The sequence below is a fragment of the Mycolicibacterium holsaticum DSM 44478 = JCM 12374 genome, assembly GCF_019645835.1.
In the GTDB taxonomy this organism is placed as follows: domain Bacteria; phylum Actinomycetota; class Actinomycetes; order Mycobacteriales; family Mycobacteriaceae; genus Mycobacterium; species Mycobacterium holsaticum.
The window spans coordinates 1,971,295-1,995,331 of the sequence record NZ_CP080998.1 but is presented as its reverse complement, the minus strand read 5'-3'; the positions used below and the strand labels follow the sequence as shown (position 1 = coordinate 1,995,331).

The following is a 24,037-nucleotide window of genomic DNA, read 5'->3' as shown; positions in this document are numbered from 1 at the left end:
TCACGGCGCCGGGATCAGTGCGAACCCCTTGTAGCCGGCGTCGGCGACCTCCTGGCAGATGTCGAGGTACACCCCGAAACCGCCGATGAACAACATGAATCCGCGCGGTTTGCCCGGCACGTTGGCGCCCATGTACCAGGAGTTCGCTTTGGGAAACAAGGTGGCTTCGGCGCGTCGGCTGCATTCGGCGATCCAGTTGTCCACCGCATCCGCCGTGGCTTCCATCGCGGCGTACCCGTGTTCGTCCAGATAGCCGATGGCGTCGGCGATCCAGTTCACGTGGGCTTCGGCGTGCAGCACCATGTTGGCCAGCACCGCAGGCGCGCCGGGACCCGACACCATGAACAAGTTGGGGAAGCCGTCGACGCCCAGGCCCAGATAGGTTCGCGGCCCGTCGGACCAGTCGTCGCGCAAGCTCTGTCCGCCGCGGCCCGCGATGTCGATCTTGGCCAGCGCGCCGGTCATCGCGTCGAAGCCGGTGGCGAGCACGATGGCGTCCACGTCGTAGTGGGCATCCGAGGTGTTGATGCCGCTGGCGTCGATCGACTCGATCGGTGTCTTGCGCACGCTGACCAGGGTCACGTGCGGTTTGTTGAAGGTCTGAAAGTAGTTGGTGTCCGTGCAGATCCGTTTGGTGCCGATCGGATGGTCGTCGGGGATGAGAAGCTCGGCGACCGCGGGGTCGTCGATGACGGCGCGCACCTTCTCCTCGTAGAACTTGCGGGCCTCCTCGTTGGCGGCCATGTCGATCATCTGGTCGCTGAAGGTCTTGGAGAACAGCACGCCACCGAGCTGCCAACGCTTTTCGAACGCTTCCCGGCGCTCTTCGGGAGTGGCTTCCATCGTCAGCTTGGGGTGGGCGATGTGCGGTGACCCGCCGCCGCTGCGCCACGACAGCCTGCGCCGTTCGGCGTACGTCGCCTTGATCTGTGCCCGCTCGTCATCGGAGAGCGGCCGGTTGCCCGAGGGCACGCTGTAGTTGGGCGTGCGCTGGAAGACGTAGAGTTGTTCGGCTTGTTCGGCGATGACCGGAATCGACTGGATGCCAGACGATCCGGTGCCGATCACCGCTACCCGTTTACCCGTGAAGTCAACGGTCTGGTGTGGCCAGTGCGCGGTGTGGTACAACTCCCCGGCGAAGCTGTCCAGGCCGGGAAAGTCCGGGGTCAGCGCCGCCGACAACGGACCGGTGGCCATCATGCAGAACCGGGCGCTGACCACGTCGCCGCGGTCGGTGCGCACCGTCCACCGCATTGTCTGTTCGTCCAGCACTGCCGCGGTGACCCGGGTGTCGAACGTGATGCCGTCGCGCAGGTGCAGTTTGTCGGCGACCCAGTTCAGGTAGCGCAGGATCTCGGGCTGGGTGGCGTATTTCTCCGACCAGTCCCATTCCTGCTCGAGTTCGCTGGAAAACGAGTAGCAGTAGTCGACGCTTTCCACGTCGCAGCGTGCACCCGGGTAGCGGTTGTAGTACCAGGTGCCTCCGACTTCGGGGGCCGCTTCGAACACCCGCACCGACAGCCCCTGGCCGCGCAGCTTGTGCAGTGCGTAGAGGCCGGCGAATCCGGCGCCGACCACGACGACATCGACGTCGACCACCGGGCGCTGCGGGTCTGCCGAGATACTCACGGCGCCACGGTAGGCCGTTTGGGTGGCCGCCGCACGGTCGACTTCCCGGTCACCGGACGCTTGCCCCGCCCACTGCCCGGGCAACGGACCCGCGAATACTGACCTGAATCCGGTCCGCTGAACGGGATTGCCGCCCGAACCGCAGCCCACTGCGGTAGACCATGAACCAGGCCACACACAGATAGGAACTTCGACGATGAGTGAGCGCGTACTCGACAGGCTGATGGAACTCGCCGACCAGTTCACGGCGCAGGCCGTGGAGGCCGAGAAGATCGGCCAGTTGCCCGACGCAACGGTCAAGAGCATGAAGGCCATCGGCTCGATCCGGCTGCTGCAGCCCGAGTCGCACGGCGGATACGAAGTGCATCCGCGCGAGTTCGCCGAGACGGTGATGGCCACCGCCGCGCTGGATCCCGCGGCCGGCTGGATCAACGGCGTGGTCGGCGTGCATCCCTATCAGTTCGCCTACGCCGATCCCCGGGTGGCCGACGAGGTGTGGGGCGATGACCCCGACACCTGGATCGCCTCGCCGTACGCACCGCAGGGCGTGGCCAAACCGGTGGACGGCGGATACGTCTTCAACGGCCGCTGGCAGTTCTCCTCGGGCACCGACGCGTGCGATTGGATCATCCTGGGAGCCATGATCGGTGACGCCGACGGCACGCCGCTGATGCCGCCGCAGATGCTGCACATGATCCTGCCGCGCAGCGATTACGAGATCGTGCCCGATTCATGGGATGTGGTGGGCCTGCGCGGCACCGGCTCCAAGGACGTCATCGTGCGGGACGCGTTCGTGCCGGAGTACCGCACCATGGACGCCATGAAGGTGATGGACGGCACCGCTCAGATCGAGGCCGGCATGACCAAGACCCTCTACAAGATGCCGTGGTCGACGATGTTCCCGCTCGGAATCAGTTCGGCGACCATCGGTATCTGCGAGGGCGCGCTGGCCGCGCACCTGGACTATCAGCGCGAGCGCGTCAGCGCGGCGGGCACCGCGGTCAAAGACGACCCCTATGTCTTGTACGCCGTCGGCGAGGCGGCCGCCGACATCAACGCTGCGCGTCAGGAGATCCTGGCCAACGCCGACCGCATCTACGACATCGTCGACGCCGGCAAGGAGGTGTCCTTCGCCGACCGGGCCGCGGGTCGCCGCACCCAGATCCGCGCCGTATGGCGCGCGGTCATGGCCGTCGACCAGATCTTCACCCGCTCGGGCGGCAACGCGCTGCGCATGGACAAACCATTGCAACGGTATTGGCGTGACGCGCACGCGGGCATGGCCCATGCCATCCACGTGCCGGGCACCGTCTATCACGCCTCCGCACTGAGTTCGCTGGGCGTGGATCCGCAGGGTCCGCTGCGGGCGATGATCTAGGAGGGCCTGCCGACGTGAGTGATCTGAAAAGCCTGGGATACGTCAAGGTTCAAGCCACCGACATGGAGCGCTGGCGGCGCTTCGCGTTCGGCGTGCTCGGGTTCGCCGAAGGCTCCGGCCCGGATCCGGACGCACTGTATCTGCGCATGGACGAGCGCGCCGCGCGCATCATCGTGGTGCCCGGCGACGTCGACAAGATCGTCACCGTGGGCTGGGAAGTGCGCGACCATGCCGCGCTCGAGCGGGTGAAGGCCACGCTGACAGACGCCGGAGTCGCGGCGAAGGAACTGTCCCTTCAGGAGGCCGACGCGCGCCGAGTAGAAGAAGTTCTCGCGTTCGACGATCCCGCGGGCACCTCGACGGAGGTGTTCCACGGCGCGGTGCTTGACCACAGCCCCGTCGTCACACCGTTCGGGGCCAGGTTCGTCACCGGTGACCAAGGCCTCGGCCACGTGGTGCTGCCGGCACTCGACGTGCCGGGGCTGTTCGAGTTCTACACGGAGGTACTCGGTTTCAGGTCCCGCGGCGCGTTCCGGGTGCCGACGCCACCGGAGTTCGGCCCGCTGCGGGTGCGGTTCCTCGGGATCAACGAACGCCACCACAGCCTGGCGATCTGCCCGGCGATGACGTTACGCGACCCCGGCCTGATTCACTTGATGGTGGAGGTGGACAGCCTGGACACCGTCGGGCAGGCCCTGGACCGGGTCAACAAGGACGGCTTCCAGTTGTCCTCGACGCTGGGCAGGCACACCAACGACAAGATGGTGTCCTTCTACGTGCGCGCACCCGGGGACTGGGACATCGAGTTCGGCACCGACGGCATGCGCGTCGACGAAACGTACTACACCGCAGAGGAGATCACCGCCGACAGCTACTGGGGCCACGAATGGGTCAGTGACCTGCCCGCATCGATGCGACCGTGACGCCAGACGCCGACGTCACCCCGGTTGCGGCCGCGTCGATCACCACCTGGGACCACGAGGCCGACGTCGTCATCGCCGGATACGGGGTGGCAGGCGCCGCCGCAGCGGTCGAGGCCTGCCGGGCGGGCGCGGACGTGCTGGTGCTCGAACGCACCGGCTCGTGGGGCGGCGCGGCGTCGATGGCCGGCGGGTTCATCTACCTCGGCGGCGGCACCGCGATCCAAAAAGCCTGCGGGTTCACCGATTCCGTCGAGAACATGGCGGCGTTCCTCAACGTCGCCATGGGCCCTGGCGCCGACGAGAACCGCATCGCCGACTACTGCGCGGGCAGTGTCGGCCATTTCGACTGGCTCGTCGACTGCGGGGTGGTGTTCAAGCCGGAGTTCTTCGCCGAACCGGGCTGGGAGCCGATGGGCGACCAGGGCCTGATGTACAGCGGCGGGGAGAACTCCTACCCGTTCAACACGATCGCCGACCCCGCGCCGCGCGGCCACGTACCGCAGATGTCGAACAAGAAGCAGGGCGAGGCCAGCGCCGGCTACATGCTGATGAAGCCGCTCGTGGAGACCGCCACCGCGGCAGGTGCGCGGGCGATCTATGACGTGCGGGTCCAGCGCCTCGTCGTCGAATCCGACGGCCGGGTGGCCGGAGTCTGTGCGCGCCAGTACGGCACCGACGTCACGATCCGCGCGCGCCGCGGCGTCGTGCTCGCGACCGGTAGCTTCGCCTACAACGAGTCCATGGTGGCGCGGCACGCACCGCGCATCGCGGGCCGTCCCGCCGCGTCCATCGAACAGCACGACGGGCAGGCCATCCGCATGGCGCAGGCGCTCGGCGCGGACCTGGCGCACATGGACGCCACCGAGGTGGCGATCTTCATCGACCCGCAGCAGTTGGTACGCGGCATCCTCGTCAACGCCCGCGGGCAGCGCTACGTCGCCGAGGACACCTACCCGGGCCGGGTGGGCCAACTCACGCTTTACCACCAGGACAACACCGCCTACCTCATCATCGACGGCGACTCCCAAGAGGAGGCGATGGCCTCACTGTCACCGCAGTTGATGTTGCGTCCACCGACCTGGGTGGCCGACACCGTCGCCGACTTGGAGCACCAGATGGGGCTTGCGAGCGGCGCGCTGCAGGCGACCGTGACCGCTTACAACGACGGCGCCGTTCGCGGTGAGGATCCGCTGCTGCACAAAAAGCCGCAGTGGATCCGGCCGATCGGCTCCCCCGTCGGCGCGATCGACCTGCGCGACAGCACCGGCGGGTTCACCCTCGGTGGTCTGCACACCACGCTGGACGCCGAGGTGCTGCACGTCAGCGGTCAGCCCATTCCGGGTCTTTTCGCGGCGGGCCGCTCCACGGCCGGCCTGGCGGCCTGGGGGTATGCCAGCGGTGTTTCGCTGGGCGACGGCAGCTTCTACGGCCGGCGCGCCGGTCGCGCCGCCGCCAACGGGTAACCGAACCACCGCGCCGGCGCCCACGGCGCCGGATCGTTCACCGCGTCTCGAGTGGCGCGGATCTTGACCGTGCCAAATGTGTGACAGCGACCACAGACTATGGTACAAACTGCCATATGACTATTAGTCATATGGCAGTCCGGAAAACGTGCCTGAGGAGGCGTCATGACGGTGAGCGTCGAATCCACCACCCCTAGTGCGGTTATCGACCGCGTGTCGCTGGTGCTGGATGCGTTCGACGGTCCCGGCCGGTTGACGCTGGCCCAGATCGTGCGCCGCACGGGTCTGCCGCGCTCCTCGGCGCACCGCATGCTCGAGCGGTTGGTCCAGTTGCGGTGGCTGCGCCGCAGCGGGCGCGACTATGAACTGGGCATGCGGCTCGTCGAACTCGGCTCGTTGGCTGTACATCAGGACCGGGTGCACCGGGCCGCGATCCCGCTGCTGCACGATCTGCACCGTGCCACCGGGCTGGTGGTGCACCTCGCCGTGCTGGACGGCGCCGACGTCGTGTACCTCGAGAAGATCGGTGACCGGATGACCGCCGCCATCCCCACCCGGGTCGGCGGCCGTCAACCCGCGCACTGCACCGCGGTGGGCAAGGTGATGCTGGCCTACGCCGAGGAACTGGCCGAGGTCGATCTCACCAAGCGGAAGACCAAGTACTCCATCGGTTCTCACGCCCAGCTTGCCGCGGACCTGGCGAAGATCCGCGCCCGCGGCGTGGCGTTCGACCGGGAGGAGTCGTTGCCGGGATTCGGTTGCGTCGCGGCGCCGATCGGCGGCCCCGGCGAGGCCGTCGCCGCGGTGTCGGTATGCGGACCGATGAGCCGGATGTCGTTCGACCAGCGGCTGGCCGCCCCGGTACGCATGACGACGATGGGGGTCTGGCGCAACGTCGAGGACGGACCACAGCGTGTGGCGCCGACGTTGCAGCAGGCGCGTCCGTTGCGCGGCGGCCCGATGCCGCGACCCACCGCTGATCCGGCCGCGCTGAAGTACGCATGAACCTGGACCCGCAGATCGCCGGCTACCTCGAGGCGCTCGATTCCGGCTTTCCCGCCGTGCACACCATGACCGGTGCGCAGGCCCGCGCGGTCATCAAGTCGCGGTTCGTCCCGTCGCGCCAACCCGAAGAGGTGGATGCGGTGACCGACGAGACGGTGCCCGTGGCCGACGGTTCGGTGCCGGTGCGCATCTACCGGCCGGCGTCGTCGACCGGTGCCGTACCGGTTCTCGTGTACGCCCACGGCGGCGGGTTCGTGTTCTGCGACCTGGACACCCATGACGGGTTGTGCCGCGCATTCGCCAACCTGCTTGGCGCCGTGGTGATCTCCGTCGACTATCGGTTGGCGCCAGAGCATCGCTGGCCGTCGGCCGCCGAGGACGTCTACGCGGTGACGCAGTGGACGGCACGCAACGCCGACAGGTTCGGCGGTGACGTTGAGCGCATCGTCGTCGGTGGTGACAGCGCCGGGGGCAACCTCGCGGCGGTGACAGCGCTCATGGCGCGCGATCGTGGCGGGCCGAGCCTGGCCGCCCAGCTGCTGGTGTACCCGATGATCGCGGCACACTTCGACACCGGCTCGTATCAGCTGTTCGGGCAGGGTTTCTACAATCCCCGTCCGGCGTTGCAGTGGTACTGGGACCAGTACGTGCCCTCCCCCGCCGACCGCGATCACCCCTACGCCTCACCACTGGCCGCCGACTTGCACGGGATGCCGCCGGCGATCGTCGTCATCGCCGGCCACGACCCGTTACGCGACGAAGGGGTCGCGTACGCCGACGCCTTGACCGCCGCAGGTGTGCACACCGTGCAGTGCCGCTACGAGGGCGGCATTCACGGGTTCATCACGATGCCGACGCTCGACCTTGCTCAGCGCGCGCGCACCGAGGCCTGCGGCGAACTCTCGGCGCTGCTGGCCGCGCCGTAGCGCTGCACCGGATCCAGCACGCAGTGCGTGCGCCCGAACACGGTGACCATGCATTTGTTGTTGTGCGTGCAACGGCTTTTCGTATCCGGGTCGTCGATCATCCTGTTGACGAGATCGGGCTCGCGCAGCAGCGCACGCCCCATCGCCATCAGGTGGAAGCCCTCCCGAATGCCCGTTTCCAGATGGGCGCGGTTGGTGATTCCGCCGAGCAGGATCAGCTTGGTGTTTCGCATGACCGGCACGAACTGCCGGGCGGCCTCGAGCATGTACAGATCCTCGTAGGGATAGGCGCCCATGGTCCACTTCGCGGTGAGGCGGACGCCGGCGCGCATCGGCCGCGGCACCACTTGGGTGAACTCCCTGACCGGGATGTCGCCGCGGAACAGATACATCGGTTTGAACACCGATGAGCCCTGGGTCAATTCGATAGCGTCGAGGCTCTGGTCAGCATCGAGCAGTTGTGCAGTGCGCAACGCCTCGTCCACCCAGATACCGCCGGGCAAGCCGTCGTCCATGTTGAGTTTCGCGATGACCGCGATCTGAGTGCCGACGACGTTGCGGACGTGTCTGGCGATCTCACGCACCAACCGCGAGCGGTTGTCGATACTGCCGCCGTAGTCGTCCTTGCGCCGGTTGATCAGCGGGCTCAGGAATGAACTCGGCAGGTACAGATGGCCGAAATGCAGTTCGACGGCGTCGAATCCGGCGTCGACGGCGACCTGCGCGGCGCGCCCGAACTGGTCGATGACCTCGACGATCTCGGCGCGGGTGATCTCCCGGCAGTACGCCATGGACGCCGGGTTGACGAACCGGCTCGGCGAAACCGGGGTCACACCCGTGAGCTTTTTGGATGCGACCACACCGGCATGGCCCAACTGCGCGGCGATGGCCGCACCTTCCTCATGCACCGCCTCGGTCAACCGGCGCAATCCCGGCAGCGCGGCCTCGCTCATCACGATCTGGCCGGGGGCGCTGGCGCCTTGCGGTGACACGCAGCAGTAGGCGACGGTGGTCATCCCGACACCGCCGGCGGCATACGCCCGGTGGAACTCGACCAGATCATCGGTGACCAAACCGTCCGGGGACCGGCCCTCGGAGGTGGCGGCCTTGACCACGCGGTTGCGTAACCGCGCCGGACCCAGGTCGACGGGCGCGAACGGGTCCGGCGTCTCAGCGGGGTTCATCGTTTCACGTTCCCGGCCAGCGGCTTCGGGGTCAACCGTGCTGTCCCGATGGGCGGGAACACGACCGCCGACCGGCCCCGGTGACCCTAGCCTGAGGAGGTGGCTGAAGGCGCGGTTTACGTCATCGACCGCGTGGTCACCCGGCCCGGGTGTGCCCGCGCGTTCGTGGACCGCTACCTCGACGAGTACGCCCCCGGCGCCCGCGGTCGCGGCATGACGCTGCGCGATGTGCTTGTCAGCCCGCCGATCTGGTTCGATGACCAACCCAACACGGTCACGATCACCTGGACGTTGCCCAACCCGGGGGCCTGGTGGGAGATGACGTGGCAGGGCCGGCCGGACCCGTCGCTCGGGCAGTGGTGGGACGACATCGCCGAGCTGATCGTGGAGCGGACCCGCAACGTCGCGGCCGCAGCCGACGACGTCGACGGGCTGGGCGATGTTTAACGTCACGAGGCTGATCACCACCGCCGAGGGCGACCGGGAGCGGCTGGTGAGCATGCTTCGCACGGCGGCGTCGCAAACCCGCGCCGCACACGCCGTCGTCGCACCGACGTTGCCCGGCTCCCGCAACGGCGGCGACATCCTCGTGCATCTGCGTTACACCGAGCGCAGCCAATGGGACACTGCCGCAGCGCGATTCACCGATATTCTCGAAAACCACGCGGTCGGCCACGTCGACGGCGCGACGTATTCGGGCAGTCCAGCCAGCACCGGCCGTGCCGCACCGGCGACGGTGTATCGCACGCTTTTGCTGCGGGTGGCGCCCGGCACCGACGCTGCCGTCGTCGCGCGTTTCGAGGCCGATCTCGCCCTGATGCCGCGCTACGTGCGCTCGATCGTCGACTGGCAGCTGAGCCCCGTCGAGTCGGCGGTCGGTGCCTCGCCGTGGACCCATGTGTTCGAGCAGCACTTCACCGACGTCGACGGCCTGATGGGCCCGTACCTCATGCACCCGATTCACTGGGCCTACGTGGACCGCTGGTTCGATCCGGAGTGCCCCGAGGCCATCGTGCGCGACCGCATCTGCCACAGCTTCTGCCCCTCCGAGTGATTTCGGCGCGCTGACGCCCCCTCACGGGGCGTGCGCGCGCCGAAATCGCCAATTACATGCCCGCGGGCAGGATGTTGGGGTTCGCGGCGGCCGGCGGTTCCCGGGGCGGCAGCACCGTTGCCCCGTCGAGGCTGCGCACCGCCAAGCCCTGCGACCACGGGTAGTGCAGGCTGAACGCCACCAACCCGGTGCGCTCGGCGGCGGGCAGGTGGCACATCGCGAGCACGGTCTCGGCCAGGTACTCCACCGGTTCGGTCGGAAATGTCTCGGGGATCAGCGATGCGGCGCCGGGTGTGCGGATCGCCGTCGAGGGTCCGACGCAGTTGACCGCGATGTTGGCGTCGAGCAGTTCGGCCGCCACCCCCTGGGTGAACCGGTGCAGCGCAGCCTTCATCGACGCGTACACGACGTCCCCGGAGGTCTTGTTGTACTCGCGGTAGGGCCGCACGGGCGCGACGCCGGTGACCGAGCCGATGTTGACGATCCAGCCCGCACCCTGCTGTCGCATGTGCGGGATCGCCGCTCGGGTCAGCACGAACGGCGCCCGCAGGTAGTGCTCGACCGTCCGGTCGAACGTCTCCATGTCCATGTCTTCGACCAGCGCGTAATCGGCGAAACCCGCGTTGTTGACCAGGATGTCGATGCGTCCGGTCCGCTCGAGCACCTGGTCCACCAGGCCGGCGCGCTGCTGTGGATCTTCTAGGTCGGCGGCGATGCCGATCGCCGTACCGCCGGCCGACTCGATCAGCTCGACGGTCTCACCGATGGTGCCCGGCAGTTCCGCAGCCCTCGCGCCCCGTACCGACGCCGACGGCCGATACGAGCGCGCGGTCACCACAACCGTCGCACCTTCAGCCGAAAGGCGTTGCGCCACAGCGCGCCCGATCCCCCGGCTACTGCCTGTGACCAGCGCCGTTCGACCGGCAAGCAGTCCGCTCATCGCAGCGTGAAGTGGTCTTCGACCGGCGCGCGGTGCTGCTGCCACACGTCGACCAACCGGTACGGTGTCGACACCACCACACGGCCAGAACCCGATCGGTAGTAGGTGTGCGCGTTAGGGGTATGACACCACACCGTCTGCGACATCGCCTCGTCGATCGCGGCCACGTACTCCTCGTAGGCCTGTCGGGTCACCTCCATGGTGGTGGCGCCGCGCAACGCCATCAGCTGCAGGCACTCGACGATGAAGTGCGCCATCACCTCCATCGAGAAGTTCGCGCCCGCCCCGTGCCCGGGACTGTAGTTCGGCGCGGAGTTGATGAACAGGTTCGGGAACCCGGGCACGGTGCCACCGCGGTACGCCCGCGGGCTGTCGCCCCACTCCTGTTGCAGCGTGCGTCCATCGCGGCCACGGATGTCGAGGGTCGACAGGAAGTCGAGGTGATAGCCGGTGGCGTAGATGATCACGTCCAGGTCGATCTGCCGACCATCCTGGGTGACAATGCCTTTCGGGTTCACCTCGGCCGGTTCGGCGGCCTCCACGTCGACGTGTTCGCGGGTCAACGCCGCGTAGTAGCCACCGGGATCGCGCACGATCCGCTTACCGTACGGCGCGAAGTCCGGTGTGACCTTCTTCGCCAGTTCCGTTCCCTCGCCGAAGGTCCGGTTGATGTAGTCGCGGCACATCTGCAGCAGCACGTCGTTGGCCGGGGAGATGGACAGGTTCTTCTCGGCCCATTCCGGGTCGCGCAGGATGACCGGGTAGTTGTTGTCCGCGGTACCCCAATAGGACTTCAGCCGGTGCCAGTTGGCGTAGTACGGCAGGTGCCGGCCCAGGAAGCGCCGGTGCTCGGGCACATCATCGGACAGGCGCTTGCGCGGTGCCACCCAGTGCGGTTGCCGTTGGAACACGGTCAGGTGCTCGACGTCCTCGACGCAGGCGTCGACGATCTGCACGGCCGTGCACCCCGCCCCGATCACCGCTACCCGCTTACCGGCCAGATCCACCGACGGATCCCACAGCGCCGAGTGGATGCTGGTGCCCGCGAAGGAGTCTCGACCGGGCACGTCCGGCCAGCGCGGACGGTTCAGATAGCCGGCCGCGGTGACCACCACCCGCGCGAAACTCACCTCACGTTTGCCGTCACGGTCCACCGAATGGATCTGCCACTGGTGGCGGTCCTCGTCCCACCACAACGCCTGCACCTCGGTGCCGAACCGGGTGTGCTCGCGAAGCCCGTACTTGTCGGCCAGCGACACCAGATACGCCTGGTATTCCCCGCCCTGCGGGTAGTAGCTCGTCCAGTCGGGGTTCACGTCCCGCGACAACGAGTAGTACGCGGAGGGGGTGTCGACCCCGATGCCCGGGTAGGTCGTGGTCAGCCACGTCCCGCCGACTTCGTCGTTGCGATCGAAGATCTGGTAGTTCACCCCGGCGTCGGCGGCAGACAACGCGGTGATGATGCCGGCCAGACCCGCGCCGACGATGGCGACCGTCGTCGATTCCGGAATCGGCACCGTGCGCGGCAACGTCGGCTGGGAAAGCTGAAAGCCGCCCTGTTCGAGCAGCAGCGCTACGAACTCGTCGTCGACGTCGGAGCCGAGCGCCACGGGCAGCACCCGGGTGAACAACGCCGGGTCGTCGGCCGCCAGTGCATCCGGGGCCCGCGGAGCGTCCAGACCGTCGACGATCGCGGCTACCAGTTCCTCCATCGTGTCGGGGTCGGTGACGCCGGCCCGCTCGGGCGGATCGGGAACGTGGCTGATCTTGGGCCCGAACCGGTCGGCGACCGCTGGGTCACCCGTCAACTGCGCCAGCACTGCCACCAGGACGCCGGGGTCGGCCTGGCGCAGGTGTGCCCGCAGTTCGGCAGCGTCGACCGGCACCCGGGGCGTCGTGGCTTGCGCATCAGTGGTCACAACGACGAAGTATCGGCGCGAACGCGGCGACCGGCCATGGTGTTGCCTACTGAGCGGGACACCAACCGCCCTGTTCGGCCCGCCGGGCCCTACGCTGCCGGTCATGCAAGGGTTGCAGGATCTCGACGCCGTGATCGCACGGGCGCGCAGCCATAGCGTCGGCGACATTCCGCGGCGCTCGGCCCGTAGACAGCCCGACAAGATCGCGATCATCGACGGTGACCTGCAGCTGACGTACGCCGAGTTCGACAGCGTCGTCGACAGGGCGGCCGCCGCGTTGCACGACAATGGATTTCGGCCCGGCGACCGGGTGGCTCTGTTGTCGCACAACTGCTGGCAGTACGCGGTGCTGGCGTTCGCGACGGCCCGCGCCGGGGTGGTACTGGTCCCGATCAACTTCATGCTCACCGCCGAGGAGATCGCCTACATCCTCGGCCACTGCAACGCCACCGGGTTCATCGTCGAGGACCAACTGACATCGACCGCCGAGCAGGCCATGCGGTCAGGGGGTGCCGTGAGGACCAGGGCGGCGCTGACCCGGCCAGGCCAGCCGGCACCGCCGGGCTGGGACGACTTCGCGCAGTGGCTGACCACCAGCTCGCCGGCACCGACACCGCACATCGACGACGACCAACTGCTGCGGCTGATGTACACCAGCGGCACCGAGTCGCGTCCCAAAGGGGTGATGCACTCCAGCCGCAGCCTGATCTGGCAGTACGTCAGCACGATCATCGCGGGCTCGATGACCGGCGACGACGTCGAGATCCATTCGCTGCCGCTGTACCACTGCGCGCAGCTGGACAATTTTCTGGCCACCGACATCTATCTGGGTGCCACCAGCATCATCCTGCCCGGCCCCGACCCGGACCTGGTGCTGCGGGCCATCGAGCGCCACCGGGTCACCAACTACTTCGCCCCGCCGACGGTGTGGATCTCGCTGCTGCGCTCGCCGATCTTCGACGAGGTGGACCTGTCCAGCCTGGGCAAGGGTTATTACGGCGCCTCTGCCATGCCGACGGAGATCCTCGCCGAGATCCGCGAGCGGCTGCCGGGGCTGCGGCTGTGGAACTTCTACGGCCAGACCGAGTTGGCGCCGTTGGCCTCCGCGCTGGGACCCGACGAACAGGACACCCACGCCGGCGCGGCGGGACGGCCGGTGGTCAACGTGGAGACCACGATCCTCGACGAAGCCGAAAACCCGGTTCCCGCCGGCGTACTGGGTGAGATCGCCCATCGCAGCCCGCATCTGATGCTCGGCTACCTCGACGACCCGCAGAAGACCGCAGAAGCGTTCCGCGGCGGCTGGTTTCATTCCGGCGATCTGGGCTACTACGACGAGCACGGGCTGCTGCACGTGGTCGACCGCAAGAAGGACATGATCAAAACCGGCGGGGAGAACGTCGCCAGCCGCGAGGTCGAGGAGGTCATGTACCGGCACAGCGGAATCGAGGAAGTCGCCGTGTTCGGGCTGCCGCACCCGACCTGGGTCGAGGCCGTGGTCGCGGCGGTCGTCCCCCGCGCCGGCTGTGCCCTGACCGAGGACGACGTGATCGCGCACTGCCGCGAGCACCTCGCCGGGTTCAAGACCCCCAAGCATGTCTTCTTTGTCGACGCGCTGCCGAAGAATCCGAGCGGCAAACTGCTCAAACGTCAACTGCGCGAACGCTTCGCCAACGAAGCGCCCAGCCGCTGAAAGGAAGTGCCCCGGTGTTCACAGGACGGATCGCACGATTCGATGGCCCAGGAAAGCCGTTCGAGATCGACACGGTGAGCCTGCCCGAGGTGAAACCCGGCGAGATCCTGATCAAGGTGAGCCGCACGAACATCTGCGGCTCGGACGTGCACGCCTGGCACGGCACCTTCGCCACCGGTGGGCTGGGCGGACAACTCCCCACCGTGCTCGGCCACGAGATGGTCGGCGCGGTCGAGGCACTCGGGGACGGCGTCAGCGCGGACTCCAACGGTGTGCGCCTCGAGAAGGGCAGCCGGGTGGTGTTCCCGTACTTCTTCAGCTGCCACCGGTGCCGTCACTGCCTGGCCGGTCGGCGCAACGCATGCCTGAACCTGAAGATGGCGATGCTCGGCCGCGCCGACGAACCGCCCTACTTCGTCGGAGGCTACGGCGATTACTTCCTGCTGCCCGCGGGCGCGGTCGTCTACCAAGTGCCCGACAACGTGACCGACGACATCGCTTCGGGCGCCAACTGTGCACTGTCCCAGGTGATCTACGGCCTCGAACGCGTCGATCAGCAACTCGGCGAGATCGTCGTGGTGCAGGGCGCTGGCGCGCTGGGGCTGTACGCCGTCGCGGTGGCCAAGGCGCGCGGTGCGGCTCGCGTCATCGCCATCGACGGTGTACCCGAGCGGCTGGAGTTGGCAACGGCTTTCGGCGCCGACGCGGTGATCGACATCAACGAGGCCGCCACGGTGAAGGACCGGACGAAAATCGTCAAGACCCTGACCGGCGGGCATGGCGCCGACGTGGTGGTCGAGGTGGTCGGTCACCCCGCCGCGATCGACGAAGGCCTCAAGATGCTGGGCCAGTTCGGTCGTTACGTCGAAATCGGCAACATCAACATCGGCAAGACGTTCGAGTTCGACCCGTCGCGGTTCGTCTTCGCCAACAAGACGATGGTCGGGGTGTCGCTGTATGACCCCGCCGTGCTGTCCCGGGCGCTGACGTTCCTCGAACAGCACCGCGACAGTCTGCCGCTGCACCGCCTCGCCGCCGCGCAGTACCCGCTCGACGACATCAACGAAGCCTTCGCCGCTGCCGAGCGCAGAAGCGACGTGCGCGCCAGCATCGTCTTGTGACACGGTCCGAAGAGTTCCTGCAGACCAAATCTCTAGAGTTGTCGTCATGAGCACGCAGACGGTGCCCCGGCTGGTCCCACCCGCGGCTGTCGACGCCGCCTCGACAGCGGCGCTGCGCGCCGAGGTCCGCGAGTTCCTCGCCGAGCAGCTCGCCGCGGGCGCCTACACCCCTGCGGTCGACGCCTGGCTGACGGGATGGGACGAGGATTTCACGAGAGCACTTGCCGCACAGGGCTATCTAGGGATGACGGTGCCCGTCGAGTACGGCGGGCACGGCCGCTCGTTCATCGAACGGTTCGCCGTGACCGAGGAACTCCTCGCCGCGGGCGCACCGGTCGCGGCCCATTGGATCGCCGACCGCCAGATCGTGCCGTCGCTGCTCAAGTACGGCACGGAAGCGCAGAAAAAGAAGTTCCTCGCGCGGATCACCCGGGGCGAGTGCTACTTCGGCATCGGTATGAGCGAACCGGATTCGGGCTCGGATCTGGCCAGCGTGCGCACCAAGGCGGTGCAGGTCGACGGCGGTTGGGCGCTGTCGGGCACCAAGGTGTGGACCTCGGGTGCGCACCGTGCGCATGCGTTCATCGCGCTGGCCCGCACCGCACCCGTCGACCCGCAGAACCGGCACGCCGGGCTCAGCCAGTTCATCGTCGATCTGCGCGGACCGGGAGTGGACATCCGTCCCGTCGTCTCGATGAACGGCGCGCACCACTTCAACGAGGTGATCCTCGACGGGGCGTTCGTGCCGGACGACATGGTGTTCGGCGAGATCGGCCAGGGCTGGCGACAGGTGACGTCCGAACTGGCCTTCGAGCGCAGCGGGCCCGAGCGGTTTCTGTCGACGTTCGTCCTGTTGACCGCATGCAGCGAGCGGATGGCCGCGCGGCAGGTTTCCCGCGATGCCGATGTGGGCCGGCTGACGGCCCGCATCGCCGCCCTGCACCAGATGTCCACCGCCGTCGCCGGTGCGCTGGAGCGACGTGAACCGGCCGACGTCCCCGCGGCGGTCGTCAAGGTCCTGGGCACCACCACCGAGGGCGACATCGCCGATTTCGCCGACACCATCACCGACGGCACAACCGATCCCGCGTTCGCCCAACTGGTTTCGAACGCGGTCGACCAGCGGCCCGGCTTCACGCTGCGCGGCGGGACCAACGAGGTGCTGCGCGGTGTGATCGCCCGCGGATTGGGGCTGCGGTGACCGTCGACCCCGCACTGACCGAGATGATGGGCGCCGTCTTCGCCGAGTACCGCGAAGCCCGCCCGCCGGCGGCGGCGATCGCTCGCGACCCGGCGTTGTGGCGCCGTCTCGACGAACTCGGGCTGGTCCGGTTGACCGGCGCCGAGGAGTCCGGCGGCAGCGGGGCCGGCTGGTTCGAGGCGGCCGAGCTGCTCACCGCGGCCGCCCGCAATGCGGTGCGAATCCCGTTGGCCGAGCATGATCTGCTGGCCTGTTGGCTGCTGGACGCGAACGGGATGCCCGGTGATGCCGCGGTGCGGACGGTGTGCCTGCTCGACGACGACGCGACGGCGCGGGGGGTCCCCTGGGCCGCTGGCAGCGACCGGGTGGTGGTGGTGTGGCACGACGGTGACGAACACCGTGTCGCGGACGTCGAGCGCGCAGCGCTGGACATCGCGGCGGGCGTCAACCTGATCGGCGAACCGCGCGACACGGTCACCGCCGATGTCACCGCGCTCGACGGAGTACCCATCGGGGCCGACCTCGTCGCGCAGTTGCAGATGAAGGCCGCTGTGGTGCGGGCGATTCAGGTGTGCGCGGTACTCGACGAGACCGCGCTGCGCTCGATCGAGCACGCTGGCTCGCGCGTCCAGTTCGGCCGGACGTTGTCGCGCTTCCAGGCGGTGCAGCACGCGATCGCCGACCTGACCGCAGAAGCGGCACTGGCCCGTGCGGCGACCGAATCCGCACTGACCGCGGCGGTCGGCAGCGACTGGACGGCGCCGAACCTGCCCTTCCGCATCGCGGTCGCCCGCTCCTGCGTCGGCCACGCCGCGTCGGTGGTGGTGCGAAACGCGCACCAGGTGCACGGCGCCATCGGCACCACCATCGAACACCGGTTACATGAGTTCACCCGCGCCGCACTGGCATGGCGGTCTGAGTTCGGGTCGGTGCGGCACTGGGACGAGCAGGTCACCGACGCGACGCTGGCCGCGGGCGCCGACGTGTGGCGCCTGATCACGGATTGAGCCGCCGCGACGCGTGGTGTTCCACTCAACGGGCATCGTGGTGCCACATCGTGGTCGGCGGAGGTTGACTGCTGCCATGAGTAACGACATCACGCTGTCCGAGGTCCAGGAGTTCATCGCTGCCTTCTGGTACCACTACGACCAGGGCCATTTCGCCGAACTCGGCGCCCGGCTCGGCGACGAGATGGAGTACCTGAGCCGATCCGACTCGGGCAACTGCCCGTTCGAGGACCTGCTGGCCGCCGAACTGCACGGTAAAGACGACACATTGGCGTGGCTGACCCAGCACCGCAACGAGAACCCCTACCCGCTGCGTCACCATGCGACCAACATCTTCCGCACCGGCGTGGACGGCGCGGTGACCACCGCCCGCTTCTACCTGTATGTCAACCAGGTGACCAACAACGTCCCGTTCGACGTGTCCAGCGGGGTCGTCGACGTGGGCATCCGACGCGCCGACGGCGGTCTGGTCTTCACGTCGATGACGGTGATCCTCGACGCCGAGGACTCGATCCCGTTCGCCGAGCACGCCGCCAAGACCGCCGCGACGGCTTCGGCCGGTTCGTAACGGCGTGGACGCACGGGCAACATTCGGCGGCGGTGTCGCGGTCATCACCGGCGCCGGCAACGGAATCGGTGCCGGGCTGGCCCGGCACGCCGCCGGGCTGGGCATGACCGTGGTGTTGGTCGACGTCGACGCCGACGCCATCGCCGCGCTGCGCGAGGAACTGCCCGGCTCGACGGACGTGGTGTGCGACGTGCGCGACCCGGAAGCGCTCGAAGCTGTTGCCGCGCAGGTCTACTCCGATATCGGCCCGGTACGGCTGCTGGTCAACAACGCGGGCGTCGAACAGTTCGGGTATCTGTGGGACATCCCCGTGGCCAACTGGGACCGGCTGGTCGACATCAACGTCAGCGGGGTGTTCTACGGGATCCGCGCATTTTTGCCCCGCATGGTGGCCGCCGACACCCCGGCGTGGGTGTGGAACCTGTCGTCGATCGGCGGGGTCGTCGCGATGCCGTTGCAGACGCCCTACATCATGAGCAAGCACGCGGTGCTGGCGCTGACAGAGTGCCTTCGCCTCGAAGTGGAACTGGCCGGACACGCCGACCGGATCCACGTGCAGGCGGTGCTCCCCGGCGCGGTCAGGTCGAACATCTTCGAGGCGGCCGGCGGGGTCGACGACGGCGACGTAGCGGCCGCCGAATCACACCGGGCAGCGATGTTGGACATCAGGAACTCGGCGATGGATCCGCTGCAGGCCGCACGCGTGATGTTCGATCAGTCGGCGGCCGGCGAGTTCTACCTGCTGACCCAGCCCGAGTACGTCGGCAACGCGATGGCCGAACGGGCCGCGGTCCTGGCTGAGCGCCGCGCACCGGCCCTGCGCACCAAGCAGCGATTCGACCCCGCTCGGCAGTGAGCGGACGACGCGCGGGCGCGCATGCGGCCGCCACGCTGCGGTCGGCATCAGGCGACCGGGATCCACTGTGATGCAGTACCGACTGGACCCGGATGCCGCCGCGCGCGTCGCGGCGTTCGGGACCGTCGCACCGATGCGTGAGCGGGGTCTGGCCGAAGTCCGCCGGACGCTCGAATCGGCGCCGCACCCCGACGACATGCCGCACATGGCCGACATCGAGGACCGCGTCATCTCCGGCCCTGGCGGATCGGTCCCGATCCGGATCTATCGGCCGACGCGCGTCAACCCCTGCCCCGTTCTGGTCTACTTCCACGGCGGCGGAATGGTATTGGGCTCCAACCACTCGTTCGAACCGCTCGCCCGGACACTGGCCGCGGTGAGCGATGCCACGGTGGTGTCCGTCGAGTACCGGCTGGCGCCCGAGGCGCCCGCGCCGGCGCAGTTCGAGGACGCCTGTGCGGCCACCTCGTACGTCGCCGCCAACGCCGACGCGCTTCGGGTCGACGCCCGCCGCCTGGCCGTCATCGGTGACAGCGCGGGCGGCTCGCTGGCCGCGGCCGTCGCGCTGGCCGCGCGCGATCGCGGCGGCCCGTCGATCTGCTGTCAGGTGCTGCTGTACCCGGGCCTGGACCGCAATATGACGTGTGAGTCGATCCGCAGCATGCCCGACGCGCCGATGCTGCGCCGTGCGGACATCGACTACATGCACGAACTCGCCGACCGGGGGGTTACCACGGCGCCGGACGAATACCGGTTCCCCGCAATGGCAACCGACCTGTCCGGGCTGCCGCCGGCCATCGTCGTCACCGCCGCCTATGACCCGATCCGCGACTGGGGCGAGCGGTACGCGGCGCGGCTGCGTGACGCCGGGGTGCAGACGACCCTGACCCGCTATCCGGGCATTTACCACGGGTTTTTGATGCGTTCGGATGCCACGGCCAGGGGCCGGTTGGCGGTGGCCGAGGTCGGTGCGCTGCTGCGCGCCAAATTCGCCACCCCGCTCCCCTTCTAGCGTCTGCTCGCCGGGGAACGGGTGTCCCGATCACCGGACAGGTGGTGCTCGGAGGGGCTGCGGCGGCACCACAATCAAGCCATGCTTACCGAACAGCAGCGGATCGAGCTTTCCGACGTCCTGCGGCCGGCCTCACCGCCCCGGGAACTCGACAACATCTACACCGACGATCAACGCGAGCGTCTGCTCGACGTGGTCCGCACGCAGGGGCCGTGGCGGCTGATCATCGCCCAGCACTTCGCGTCGGCCGAAGAGCTGATGGCGACCATGAGCGGCATGTTCCCCGAGGGGTTCACCCCGTCGCTGGACCTGTTCTTGACCGCGACGTTCCGCGGCTATCTGGCCAACTACGGCACGGTGCTCTACCCCGAGTTGCACGACTGCTTCTACAACCAGCGCTTCGTCGACTACGCCAAGAGCTACTGGGACGCCGAGTACGCCAAGCCGCAGATGATGCTGTTCAACATCAACGGTCCGTGCGCCAACCGCGATCCCGGCCACCTGGATGCCCCGAGCTTCCGCGGCGTCCGGCACGAGAACGCGCCGACGTGGCTGACCAGCGTGATGGGCAAGTCCGGCTTGTTCCGCGACTACCTGATCAAGATGGCGCAGGTGATCACCTGGTTCTCCCTCGACGAGGGAAGCGGTTTCACCTACTGGCCCGAGGGCCCGCTCAAAGAGCCGCGGCGCATCATGCCGCCGATCTACAACCGCGGTGTGCTGGTGCAGAACGAGATGATGGTGCATCGCGGCGAGGCGAACGGGCCGCTGGAGTTGCAGACCCCGGCGGGCCTGGCCTTCGACACCGTGTTCACCGGTGATCCCGCCGATCGCGACCACTGGCTGCTCAAGAACGGCGACGACGTGATCGCCCGGCATCACACCGACGAGTTGCGGTTCCTGGTGCACTGGTCGGCCGAGGTGTTCTCCGATTTCGACGAGCTGAAGAAGAACATGGACGGCAGCGACGACCTGACCGTCGACAAAGCCATCGACATGCTCGTCGACGACGTGCACAAGAAGGGCATCAAGCTCGACGTGCCAAGCGAGCCGCTGCACGACCCGCAGTTCATCGCCGCGCTCAACGCGGTATACGACCTCGGCGGTCCGACAACCTATCCCGAGGACGCCCCGATCAGCGCGTTCCAGCTGACCTGAGGTTTCAGCGCACGATCACATCGCTGGGCGTGCGCGGCGCGCCAAGCAGGTCCCGGTGCGACGGCGGCTGTCTGCCGCCCTCGTCGGTGATGCCGTAGCGCTGGGCGAGTTCGGCGGCGATCAGGGCGTGCCCGCTGCGCTCGCCCCGCTGCGGGTCGCGGTACAGCGCGTCGATCACGTGCCCGACGAACTCGGGTGTCTCGGCGTGCTGCGTCATCGCCGCCAGACCGTCGGGGTTGCCGTCGAAAGCGCTGCGCAACTTGGCCGTCAGCAGGATCCCCATCCAGATCGACGCGGTGTGCACGGTGGTCCCGCCGAAGTCGACCGCCATGTCGGCGGCCATCTTGTCGACGCCGGCCTTCTGAGCCCCGTAGGCGGGTCCATGCATGTAACACACCGATCCCGGGGAGGACGTGAACGCGATCAGCCCGCGCTCGGCGCGAAGCAGCAGCGGCGCGGCGAAATACGACGCGACGTACGCCGATCGCAGGCCCACGTCGAGGATCTCAGCCAACTCGACGGGCTTGTCCCAGAACGGTTTCGGGCCCGTCAGAGCGTCGTGCACGACGGCGGCGTTGTTCACCAGCAGATCCAGCCGGCCGTTCTCGGAGGCCACCCGGTCAAACAGCGCAGCCACGGCCGCGTCGTCGCGGTGGTCCAGCGGCGCGGCGATGACACCGTCGCCGGTGTCGCTGACGGTGCGGCCCGTCGCGTACACCCGCCAGCCGTGCATCTGCAGCGCCCTGGCGATGCCGTGGCCCGCGCCGCGGCTGGCGCCCGTGACGACGGCGACGGGCGGGTCGAGGATTTCGGTCACGCACGAAAGACTACGGCGCGGGGCGCCCCGCAACACCGTCCGCCAACAACGCGCGTGATTCGGCGCGCCCGTCGAGGGTGCGGGTGGTGCGGTCGACGATCTGCCAGCGCCCCTCGATCCGGTTGAGCCGGAAGTGGTTCGCGGCCGCGCGCCACACCACGTAGCCGTCGCCGCGCCGGGTCACCACCAGCGACTCGCACACCGCGATCGCCTCATCGCCGTGCACGGTGGCGACCGCAGGGCCGAGGAAGTGCGCGCAGCCGCGCCCGATCAGGCCCTGGTGAGCGTCGGAAGCCACCATGGCGGCAACCTCGGCACGGCTGTGCATCGGCCAGCCCTCGACGTCGTAGGCGCCCTCGACCGCCCACAGCGCGGCGGCCGCATCGGCCTCGCCCGCGTCGACCAGCGGGCCGTACGAGGCGATCATCCGCTCGATCGCGCGTTCGTCCTCGACGCGGTGCAGTCGCGCTTCGAGTTCTGCCAGTCGGTCGTCGGTCACGATGGCTCCTCACATGCCGTCGGCCACCGTGCGTAGCGCGGTGAGTTGGTCACAGTATTCGTCGGGTGTTGCGGCGGTCAGCGAGCAGGTGACGGCCGTGGCACCGAGATCGGCCAGCTTGCGCAACCGCTGCGCGGTCGTGTCGCGGTCGCCGCAGGGGTCAAGCGGCCCGACCGGTAACACCACGTCGAACAGCGGTGGACGCTCCACGGCGGCAAGCATTCTGGCCATGTCAGCACCGCGCAGCCCGAACGGCATCCAGCCGTCGGCCAACTCGACCGCGCGGCGCAGCGACCGCATGCTGCGGCCACCCACCCAGATCGGAACGCGCGGTTGCACCGCGCACGGCTCAACCATCATCGACTCGTAGTGGTAGTACTCGCCCGCATAGGCCGGGTTCGGGGTGGACAGCGACGCCCTCAGGGCACGGATCGCGTCGTCGGCGCGGGCGCCGCGGTCCGCCCACGACGCGCCGAGGAGGTCGAACTCGGCGGACAGCGAGCCGACGCCGACGCCGAGCACCAGCCGTCCCCCGCTGACCCGGTCCAGGGTGCCGTACCGCTTCGCGAGCGCCAGTGGGTGGTGATATCCCAGCACCACCACCGAGGTGGCCAGCCGGATGCGGGAGGTGCGTGCCGCCAGAAACGCCAATGTGGCCAGCGGATCCCAGTACACCGAGCCGCGCACCGCGGCGTCGTCGGCGGGTACGGCGACGTGCTCTGAACACGTCAGGTAGTCGAACCCGAGTTCGTCGGCCACCTGCGCGATCCGGGCGATGTCCTCGATACCGGCGTCGCGCTCCCATGCGTTCGCCGCGGCGGGCATCTGAATGACCACCGGTGTCGACAATCCGATTCGCATACCTTCGGTTCTAGTCGATGCCTTCCGCGCCGATGAGCTTTTGTATCGCCCGGTGCGACCCGAGCACCACCTTCGCCCGGTCCGGGTGGTTGCGTTGCTCGACGTCCTGGGCGTTGCCGCCGGCGACGTACACCGGACCGTTGGGCAGGTTCTGCAGCCCCTCACGGGCCACGTCCGCCGGCTCGGCGACGCGCATTCCCGGTACGTCGAAGTTCAGCCCGACGCGGGCCATCGCCGGAGTGCGTGTCACCCCGAGCACCAGTTCCAGCACGTGCACGTCGAAATCCCGAAGTTCCAGCCACAGACTCTCGGCGAAGATCCGCCCGAACGCCTTCACCCCGCCGTAGATGGTGTGGCGCATCGAGCCCAGGTAGCCCACCATCGACCCGACGAGTAGAACCCCGCCGCGGCGACGGTCCCGCATCGGCCGGCCGAAATGCTGGACCAGCGCGAGCATGGTGCCTATGTTCAAGTCGATGACGCGCTGAAAGTCCGCGAGGTCACCGTCGAGGAAGTTCTCGCTGCACGTGTTGGCGCCCGCGTTGTAGATCAGCAGCCCCACCTCGAGGCCATCGGTGGCCTCCACGACACGCCCCACAGCCGTCTCGCTCACCAAATCCACTGACAGGGTTCGGACTTCGACGCCGAGTTCGCGGCACGCCGCGGCGGTGGCCTCGAGCGGGCCGGGTTTTCGCGCCAGCAGGACGAGGTTGATCCCGGCGCGCGCGAGCAGCAGGGCGAACTCCGCTCCCACGCCTTCTGATCCGCCCGCGATAACCGCCCACGGCCCATATCTCGTCAGATCCGTCATAGTCCGATTCTG

At 68.2% G+C, this 24,037-nt stretch carries 23 protein-coding genes; 15 read left to right on the top strand and 8 right to left on the bottom strand.

Annotated elements, in window-relative coordinates:
* Positions 1–1,629 carry a flavin-containing monooxygenase gene (locus tag K3U96_RS09645; RefSeq protein WP_220692843.1) on the bottom strand — a complete coding sequence of 543 codons (1,629 nt, stop codon included), beginning with the start codon at positions 1,627–1,629 and terminating at the stop codon, positions 1–3.
* A gap of 196 nt (positions 1,630–1,825) precedes the next feature.
* Between K3U96_RS09645 and K3U96_RS09640 the strand changes: the two genes are divergently transcribed.
* From K3U96_RS09640 to lipP1, 5 genes are all read left to right on the top strand, one after another.
* Positions 1,826–3,007: an acyl-CoA dehydrogenase family protein gene (locus K3U96_RS09640; RefSeq protein ID WP_069407748.1), complete on the top strand. Its 1,182-nt coding sequence runs from the start codon at positions 1,826–1,828 to the stop codon at positions 3,005–3,007.
* Positions 3,008–3,021: 14 nt separating this feature from the next.
* Positions 3,022–3,930, top strand: a complete 909-nt coding sequence (bphC, locus tag K3U96_RS09635) for a biphenyl-2,3-diol 1,2-dioxygenase (RefSeq protein ID WP_220692842.1) — start codon at positions 3,022–3,024, stop codon at positions 3,928–3,930.
* A complete protein-coding gene (locus K3U96_RS09630) occupies positions 3,927–5,393 on the top strand; it encodes an FAD-dependent oxidoreductase (RefSeq protein WP_220692841.1) in 1,467 nt (488 codons plus the stop codon). Before bphC ends, K3U96_RS09630 begins: the two co-directional genes overlap by 4 nt.
* Before the next feature lie 165 nt (positions 5,394–5,558).
* Positions 5,559–6,398, top strand: a complete 840-nt coding sequence (locus K3U96_RS09625) for an IclR family transcriptional regulator (RefSeq protein WP_220692840.1) — start codon at positions 5,559–5,561, stop codon at positions 6,396–6,398.
* A complete protein-coding gene (gene lipP1, locus K3U96_RS09620) occupies positions 6,395–7,324 on the top strand; it encodes a LipP1 family hormone-sensitive lipase (protein WP_220692839.1) in 930 nt (309 codons plus the stop codon). Before K3U96_RS09625 ends, lipP1 begins: the two co-directional genes overlap by 4 nt.
* On the opposite strand, the gene K3U96_RS09615 is transcribed toward lipP1, so the two are convergent.
* Complete coding sequence (locus K3U96_RS09615; RefSeq protein ID WP_220692838.1) at positions 7,267–8,508, bottom strand: NADH:flavin oxidoreductase; 1,242 nt, start codon at positions 8,506–8,508, stop codon at positions 7,267–7,269. The two genes, lipP1 and K3U96_RS09615, sit on opposite strands and share 58 nt — an antisense overlap.
* Before the next feature lie 99 nt (positions 8,509–8,607).
* On the opposite strand from K3U96_RS09615, the gene K3U96_RS09610 reads away from it, so the two are divergent.
* Both K3U96_RS09610 and K3U96_RS09605 read left to right on the top strand, forming a co-directional pair.
* Positions 8,608–8,955, top strand: a complete 348-nt coding sequence (locus K3U96_RS09610) for a hypothetical protein (protein WP_220692837.1) — start codon at positions 8,608–8,610, stop codon at positions 8,953–8,955.
* Positions 8,948–9,562 carry a Dabb family protein gene (locus K3U96_RS09605; protein ID WP_230982408.1) on the top strand — a complete coding sequence of 205 codons (615 nt, stop codon included), beginning with the start codon at positions 8,948–8,950 and terminating at the stop codon, positions 9,560–9,562. Before K3U96_RS09610 ends, K3U96_RS09605 begins: the two co-directional genes overlap by 8 nt.
* Positions 9,563–9,614: 52 nt before the next feature.
* On the opposite strand, the gene K3U96_RS09600 is transcribed toward K3U96_RS09605, so the two are convergent.
* Positions 9,615–10,502: an SDR family NAD(P)-dependent oxidoreductase gene (locus K3U96_RS09600; RefSeq protein ID WP_220692836.1), complete on the bottom strand. Its 888-nt coding sequence runs from the start codon at positions 10,500–10,502 to the stop codon at positions 9,615–9,617.
* Complete coding sequence (locus K3U96_RS09595) at positions 10,499–12,421, bottom strand: flavin-containing monooxygenase (protein ID WP_230982407.1); 1,923 nt, start codon at positions 12,419–12,421, stop codon at positions 10,499–10,501. The genes K3U96_RS09600 and K3U96_RS09595 overlap by 4 nt, the downstream gene beginning before the upstream one ends.
* Positions 12,422–12,524: 103 nt before the next feature.
* On the opposite strand from K3U96_RS09595, the gene K3U96_RS09590 reads away from it, so the two are divergent.
* From K3U96_RS09590 to K3U96_RS09555, 8 genes are all read left to right on the top strand, one after another.
* Positions 12,525–14,114, top strand: a complete 1,590-nt coding sequence (locus K3U96_RS09590; protein WP_220692834.1) for an acyl-CoA synthetase — start codon at positions 12,525–12,527, stop codon at positions 14,112–14,114.
* A gap of 14 nt (positions 14,115–14,128) precedes the next feature.
* A complete protein-coding gene (locus K3U96_RS09585) occupies positions 14,129–15,235 on the top strand; it encodes a zinc-binding dehydrogenase (RefSeq protein ID WP_220692833.1) in 1,107 nt (368 codons plus the stop codon).
* A 46-nt stretch (positions 15,236–15,281) separates the two neighbouring features.
* Complete coding sequence (locus tag K3U96_RS09580; RefSeq protein WP_069408000.1) at positions 15,282–16,436, top strand: acyl-CoA dehydrogenase family protein; 1,155 nt, start codon at positions 15,282–15,284, stop codon at positions 16,434–16,436.
* Positions 16,421–17,443, top strand: a complete 1,023-nt coding sequence (locus K3U96_RS09575; RefSeq protein ID WP_372515078.1) for an acyl-CoA dehydrogenase family protein — start codon at positions 16,421–16,423, stop codon at positions 17,441–17,443. The genes K3U96_RS09580 and K3U96_RS09575 overlap by 16 nt, the downstream gene beginning before the upstream one ends.
* Before the next feature lie 76 nt (positions 17,444–17,519).
* The gene (locus K3U96_RS09570; protein ID WP_069408001.1) at positions 17,520–18,011 is read left to right on the top strand and encodes a nuclear transport factor 2 family protein; all 492 of its coding nucleotides are present in this window, start codon (positions 17,520–17,522) and stop codon (positions 18,009–18,011) included.
* Between the two features lie 4 nt (positions 18,012–18,015).
* Positions 18,016–18,867, top strand: a complete 852-nt coding sequence (locus K3U96_RS09565; protein WP_220692832.1) for an SDR family oxidoreductase — start codon at positions 18,016–18,018, stop codon at positions 18,865–18,867.
* Between the two features lie 70 nt (positions 18,868–18,937).
* On the top strand, positions 18,938–19,879 hold the full coding sequence (locus K3U96_RS09560) for an alpha/beta hydrolase (protein ID WP_220692831.1): 942 nt from the start codon (positions 18,938–18,940) through the stop codon (positions 19,877–19,879).
* An 81-nt stretch (positions 19,880–19,960) separates the two neighbouring features.
* Positions 19,961–21,037, top strand: coding sequence for a hypothetical protein (locus K3U96_RS09555; protein ID WP_069407778.1), 1,077 nt, complete (start codon positions 19,961–19,963; stop codon positions 21,035–21,037).
* Between the two features lie 4 nt (positions 21,038–21,041).
* On the opposite strand, the gene K3U96_RS09550 is transcribed toward K3U96_RS09555, so the two are convergent.
* From K3U96_RS09550 to K3U96_RS09535, 4 genes are read right to left on the bottom strand one after another with little or no spacing between them, the layout of a single operon-like run.
* Entirely contained in the window at positions 21,042–21,854 is an 813-nt protein-coding gene (locus K3U96_RS09550) for an SDR family NAD(P)-dependent oxidoreductase (RefSeq protein ID WP_220692830.1), read from the bottom strand.
* 10 nt (positions 21,855–21,864) lie between these two features.
* Entirely contained in the window at positions 21,865–22,353 is a 489-nt protein-coding gene (locus K3U96_RS09545; RefSeq protein ID WP_220692829.1) for a nuclear transport factor 2 family protein, read from the bottom strand.
* A gap of 9 nt (positions 22,354–22,362) precedes the next feature.
* Complete coding sequence (locus K3U96_RS09540) at positions 22,363–23,214, bottom strand: LLM class F420-dependent oxidoreductase (RefSeq protein WP_220692828.1); 852 nt, start codon at positions 23,212–23,214, stop codon at positions 22,363–22,365.
* Positions 23,215–23,224: 10 nt separating this feature from the next.
* Positions 23,225–24,025 carry an SDR family NAD(P)-dependent oxidoreductase gene (locus K3U96_RS09535; protein ID WP_220692827.1) on the bottom strand — a complete coding sequence of 267 codons (801 nt, stop codon included), beginning with the start codon at positions 24,023–24,025 and terminating at the stop codon, positions 23,225–23,227.
* Between the last annotated feature and the right edge of the window lie 12 nt (positions 24,026–24,037).

What these genes read in the sequence shown, in the direction of transcription:
- K3U96_RS09640 (WP_069407748.1), top strand. Translation starts at nt 1,826, where the DNA reads ATGAGTGAGCGCGTACTCGACAGGCTGATGGAACTCGCCGACCAGTTC.
- K3U96_RS09625 (WP_220692840.1), top strand. Translation starts at nt 5,559, where the DNA reads ATGACGGTGAGCGTCGAATCCACCACCCCTAGTGCGGTTATCGACCGC.
- lipP1 (WP_220692839.1), top strand. Translation starts at nt 6,395, where the DNA reads ATGAACCTGGACCCGCAGATCGCCGGCTACCTCGAGGCGCTCGATTCC.
- K3U96_RS09615 (WP_220692838.1), bottom strand. Translation starts at nt 8,508, where the DNA reads ATGAACCCCGCTGAGACGCCGGACCCGTTCGCGCCCGTCGACCTGGGT.
- K3U96_RS09605 (WP_230982408.1), top strand. Translation starts at nt 8,948, where the DNA reads ATGTTTAACGTCACGAGGCTGATCACCACCGCCGAGGGCGACCGGGAG.
- K3U96_RS09600 (WP_220692836.1), bottom strand. Translation starts at nt 10,502, where the DNA reads ATGAGCGGACTGCTTGCCGGTCGAACGGCGCTGGTCACAGGCAGTAGC.
- K3U96_RS09590 (WP_220692834.1), top strand. Translation starts at nt 12,525, where the DNA reads ATGCAAGGGTTGCAGGATCTCGACGCCGTGATCGCACGGGCGCGCAGC.
- K3U96_RS09580 (WP_069408000.1), top strand. Translation starts at nt 15,282, where the DNA reads ATGAGCACGCAGACGGTGCCCCGGCTGGTCCCACCCGCGGCTGTCGAC.
- K3U96_RS09570 (WP_069408001.1), top strand. Translation starts at nt 17,520, where the DNA reads ATGAGTAACGACATCACGCTGTCCGAGGTCCAGGAGTTCATCGCTGCC.
- K3U96_RS09560 (WP_220692831.1), top strand. Translation starts at nt 18,938, where the DNA reads ATGCAGTACCGACTGGACCCGGATGCCGCCGCGCGCGTCGCGGCGTTC.
- K3U96_RS09555 (WP_069407778.1), top strand. Translation starts at nt 19,961, where the DNA reads ATGCTTACCGAACAGCAGCGGATCGAGCTTTCCGACGTCCTGCGGCCG.
- K3U96_RS09540 (WP_220692828.1), bottom strand. Translation starts at nt 23,214, where the DNA reads ATGCGAATCGGATTGTCGACACCGGTGGTCATTCAGATGCCCGCCGCG.
- K3U96_RS09535 (WP_220692827.1), bottom strand. Translation starts at nt 24,025, where the DNA reads ATGACGGATCTGACGAGATATGGGCCGTGGGCGGTTATCGCGGGCGGA.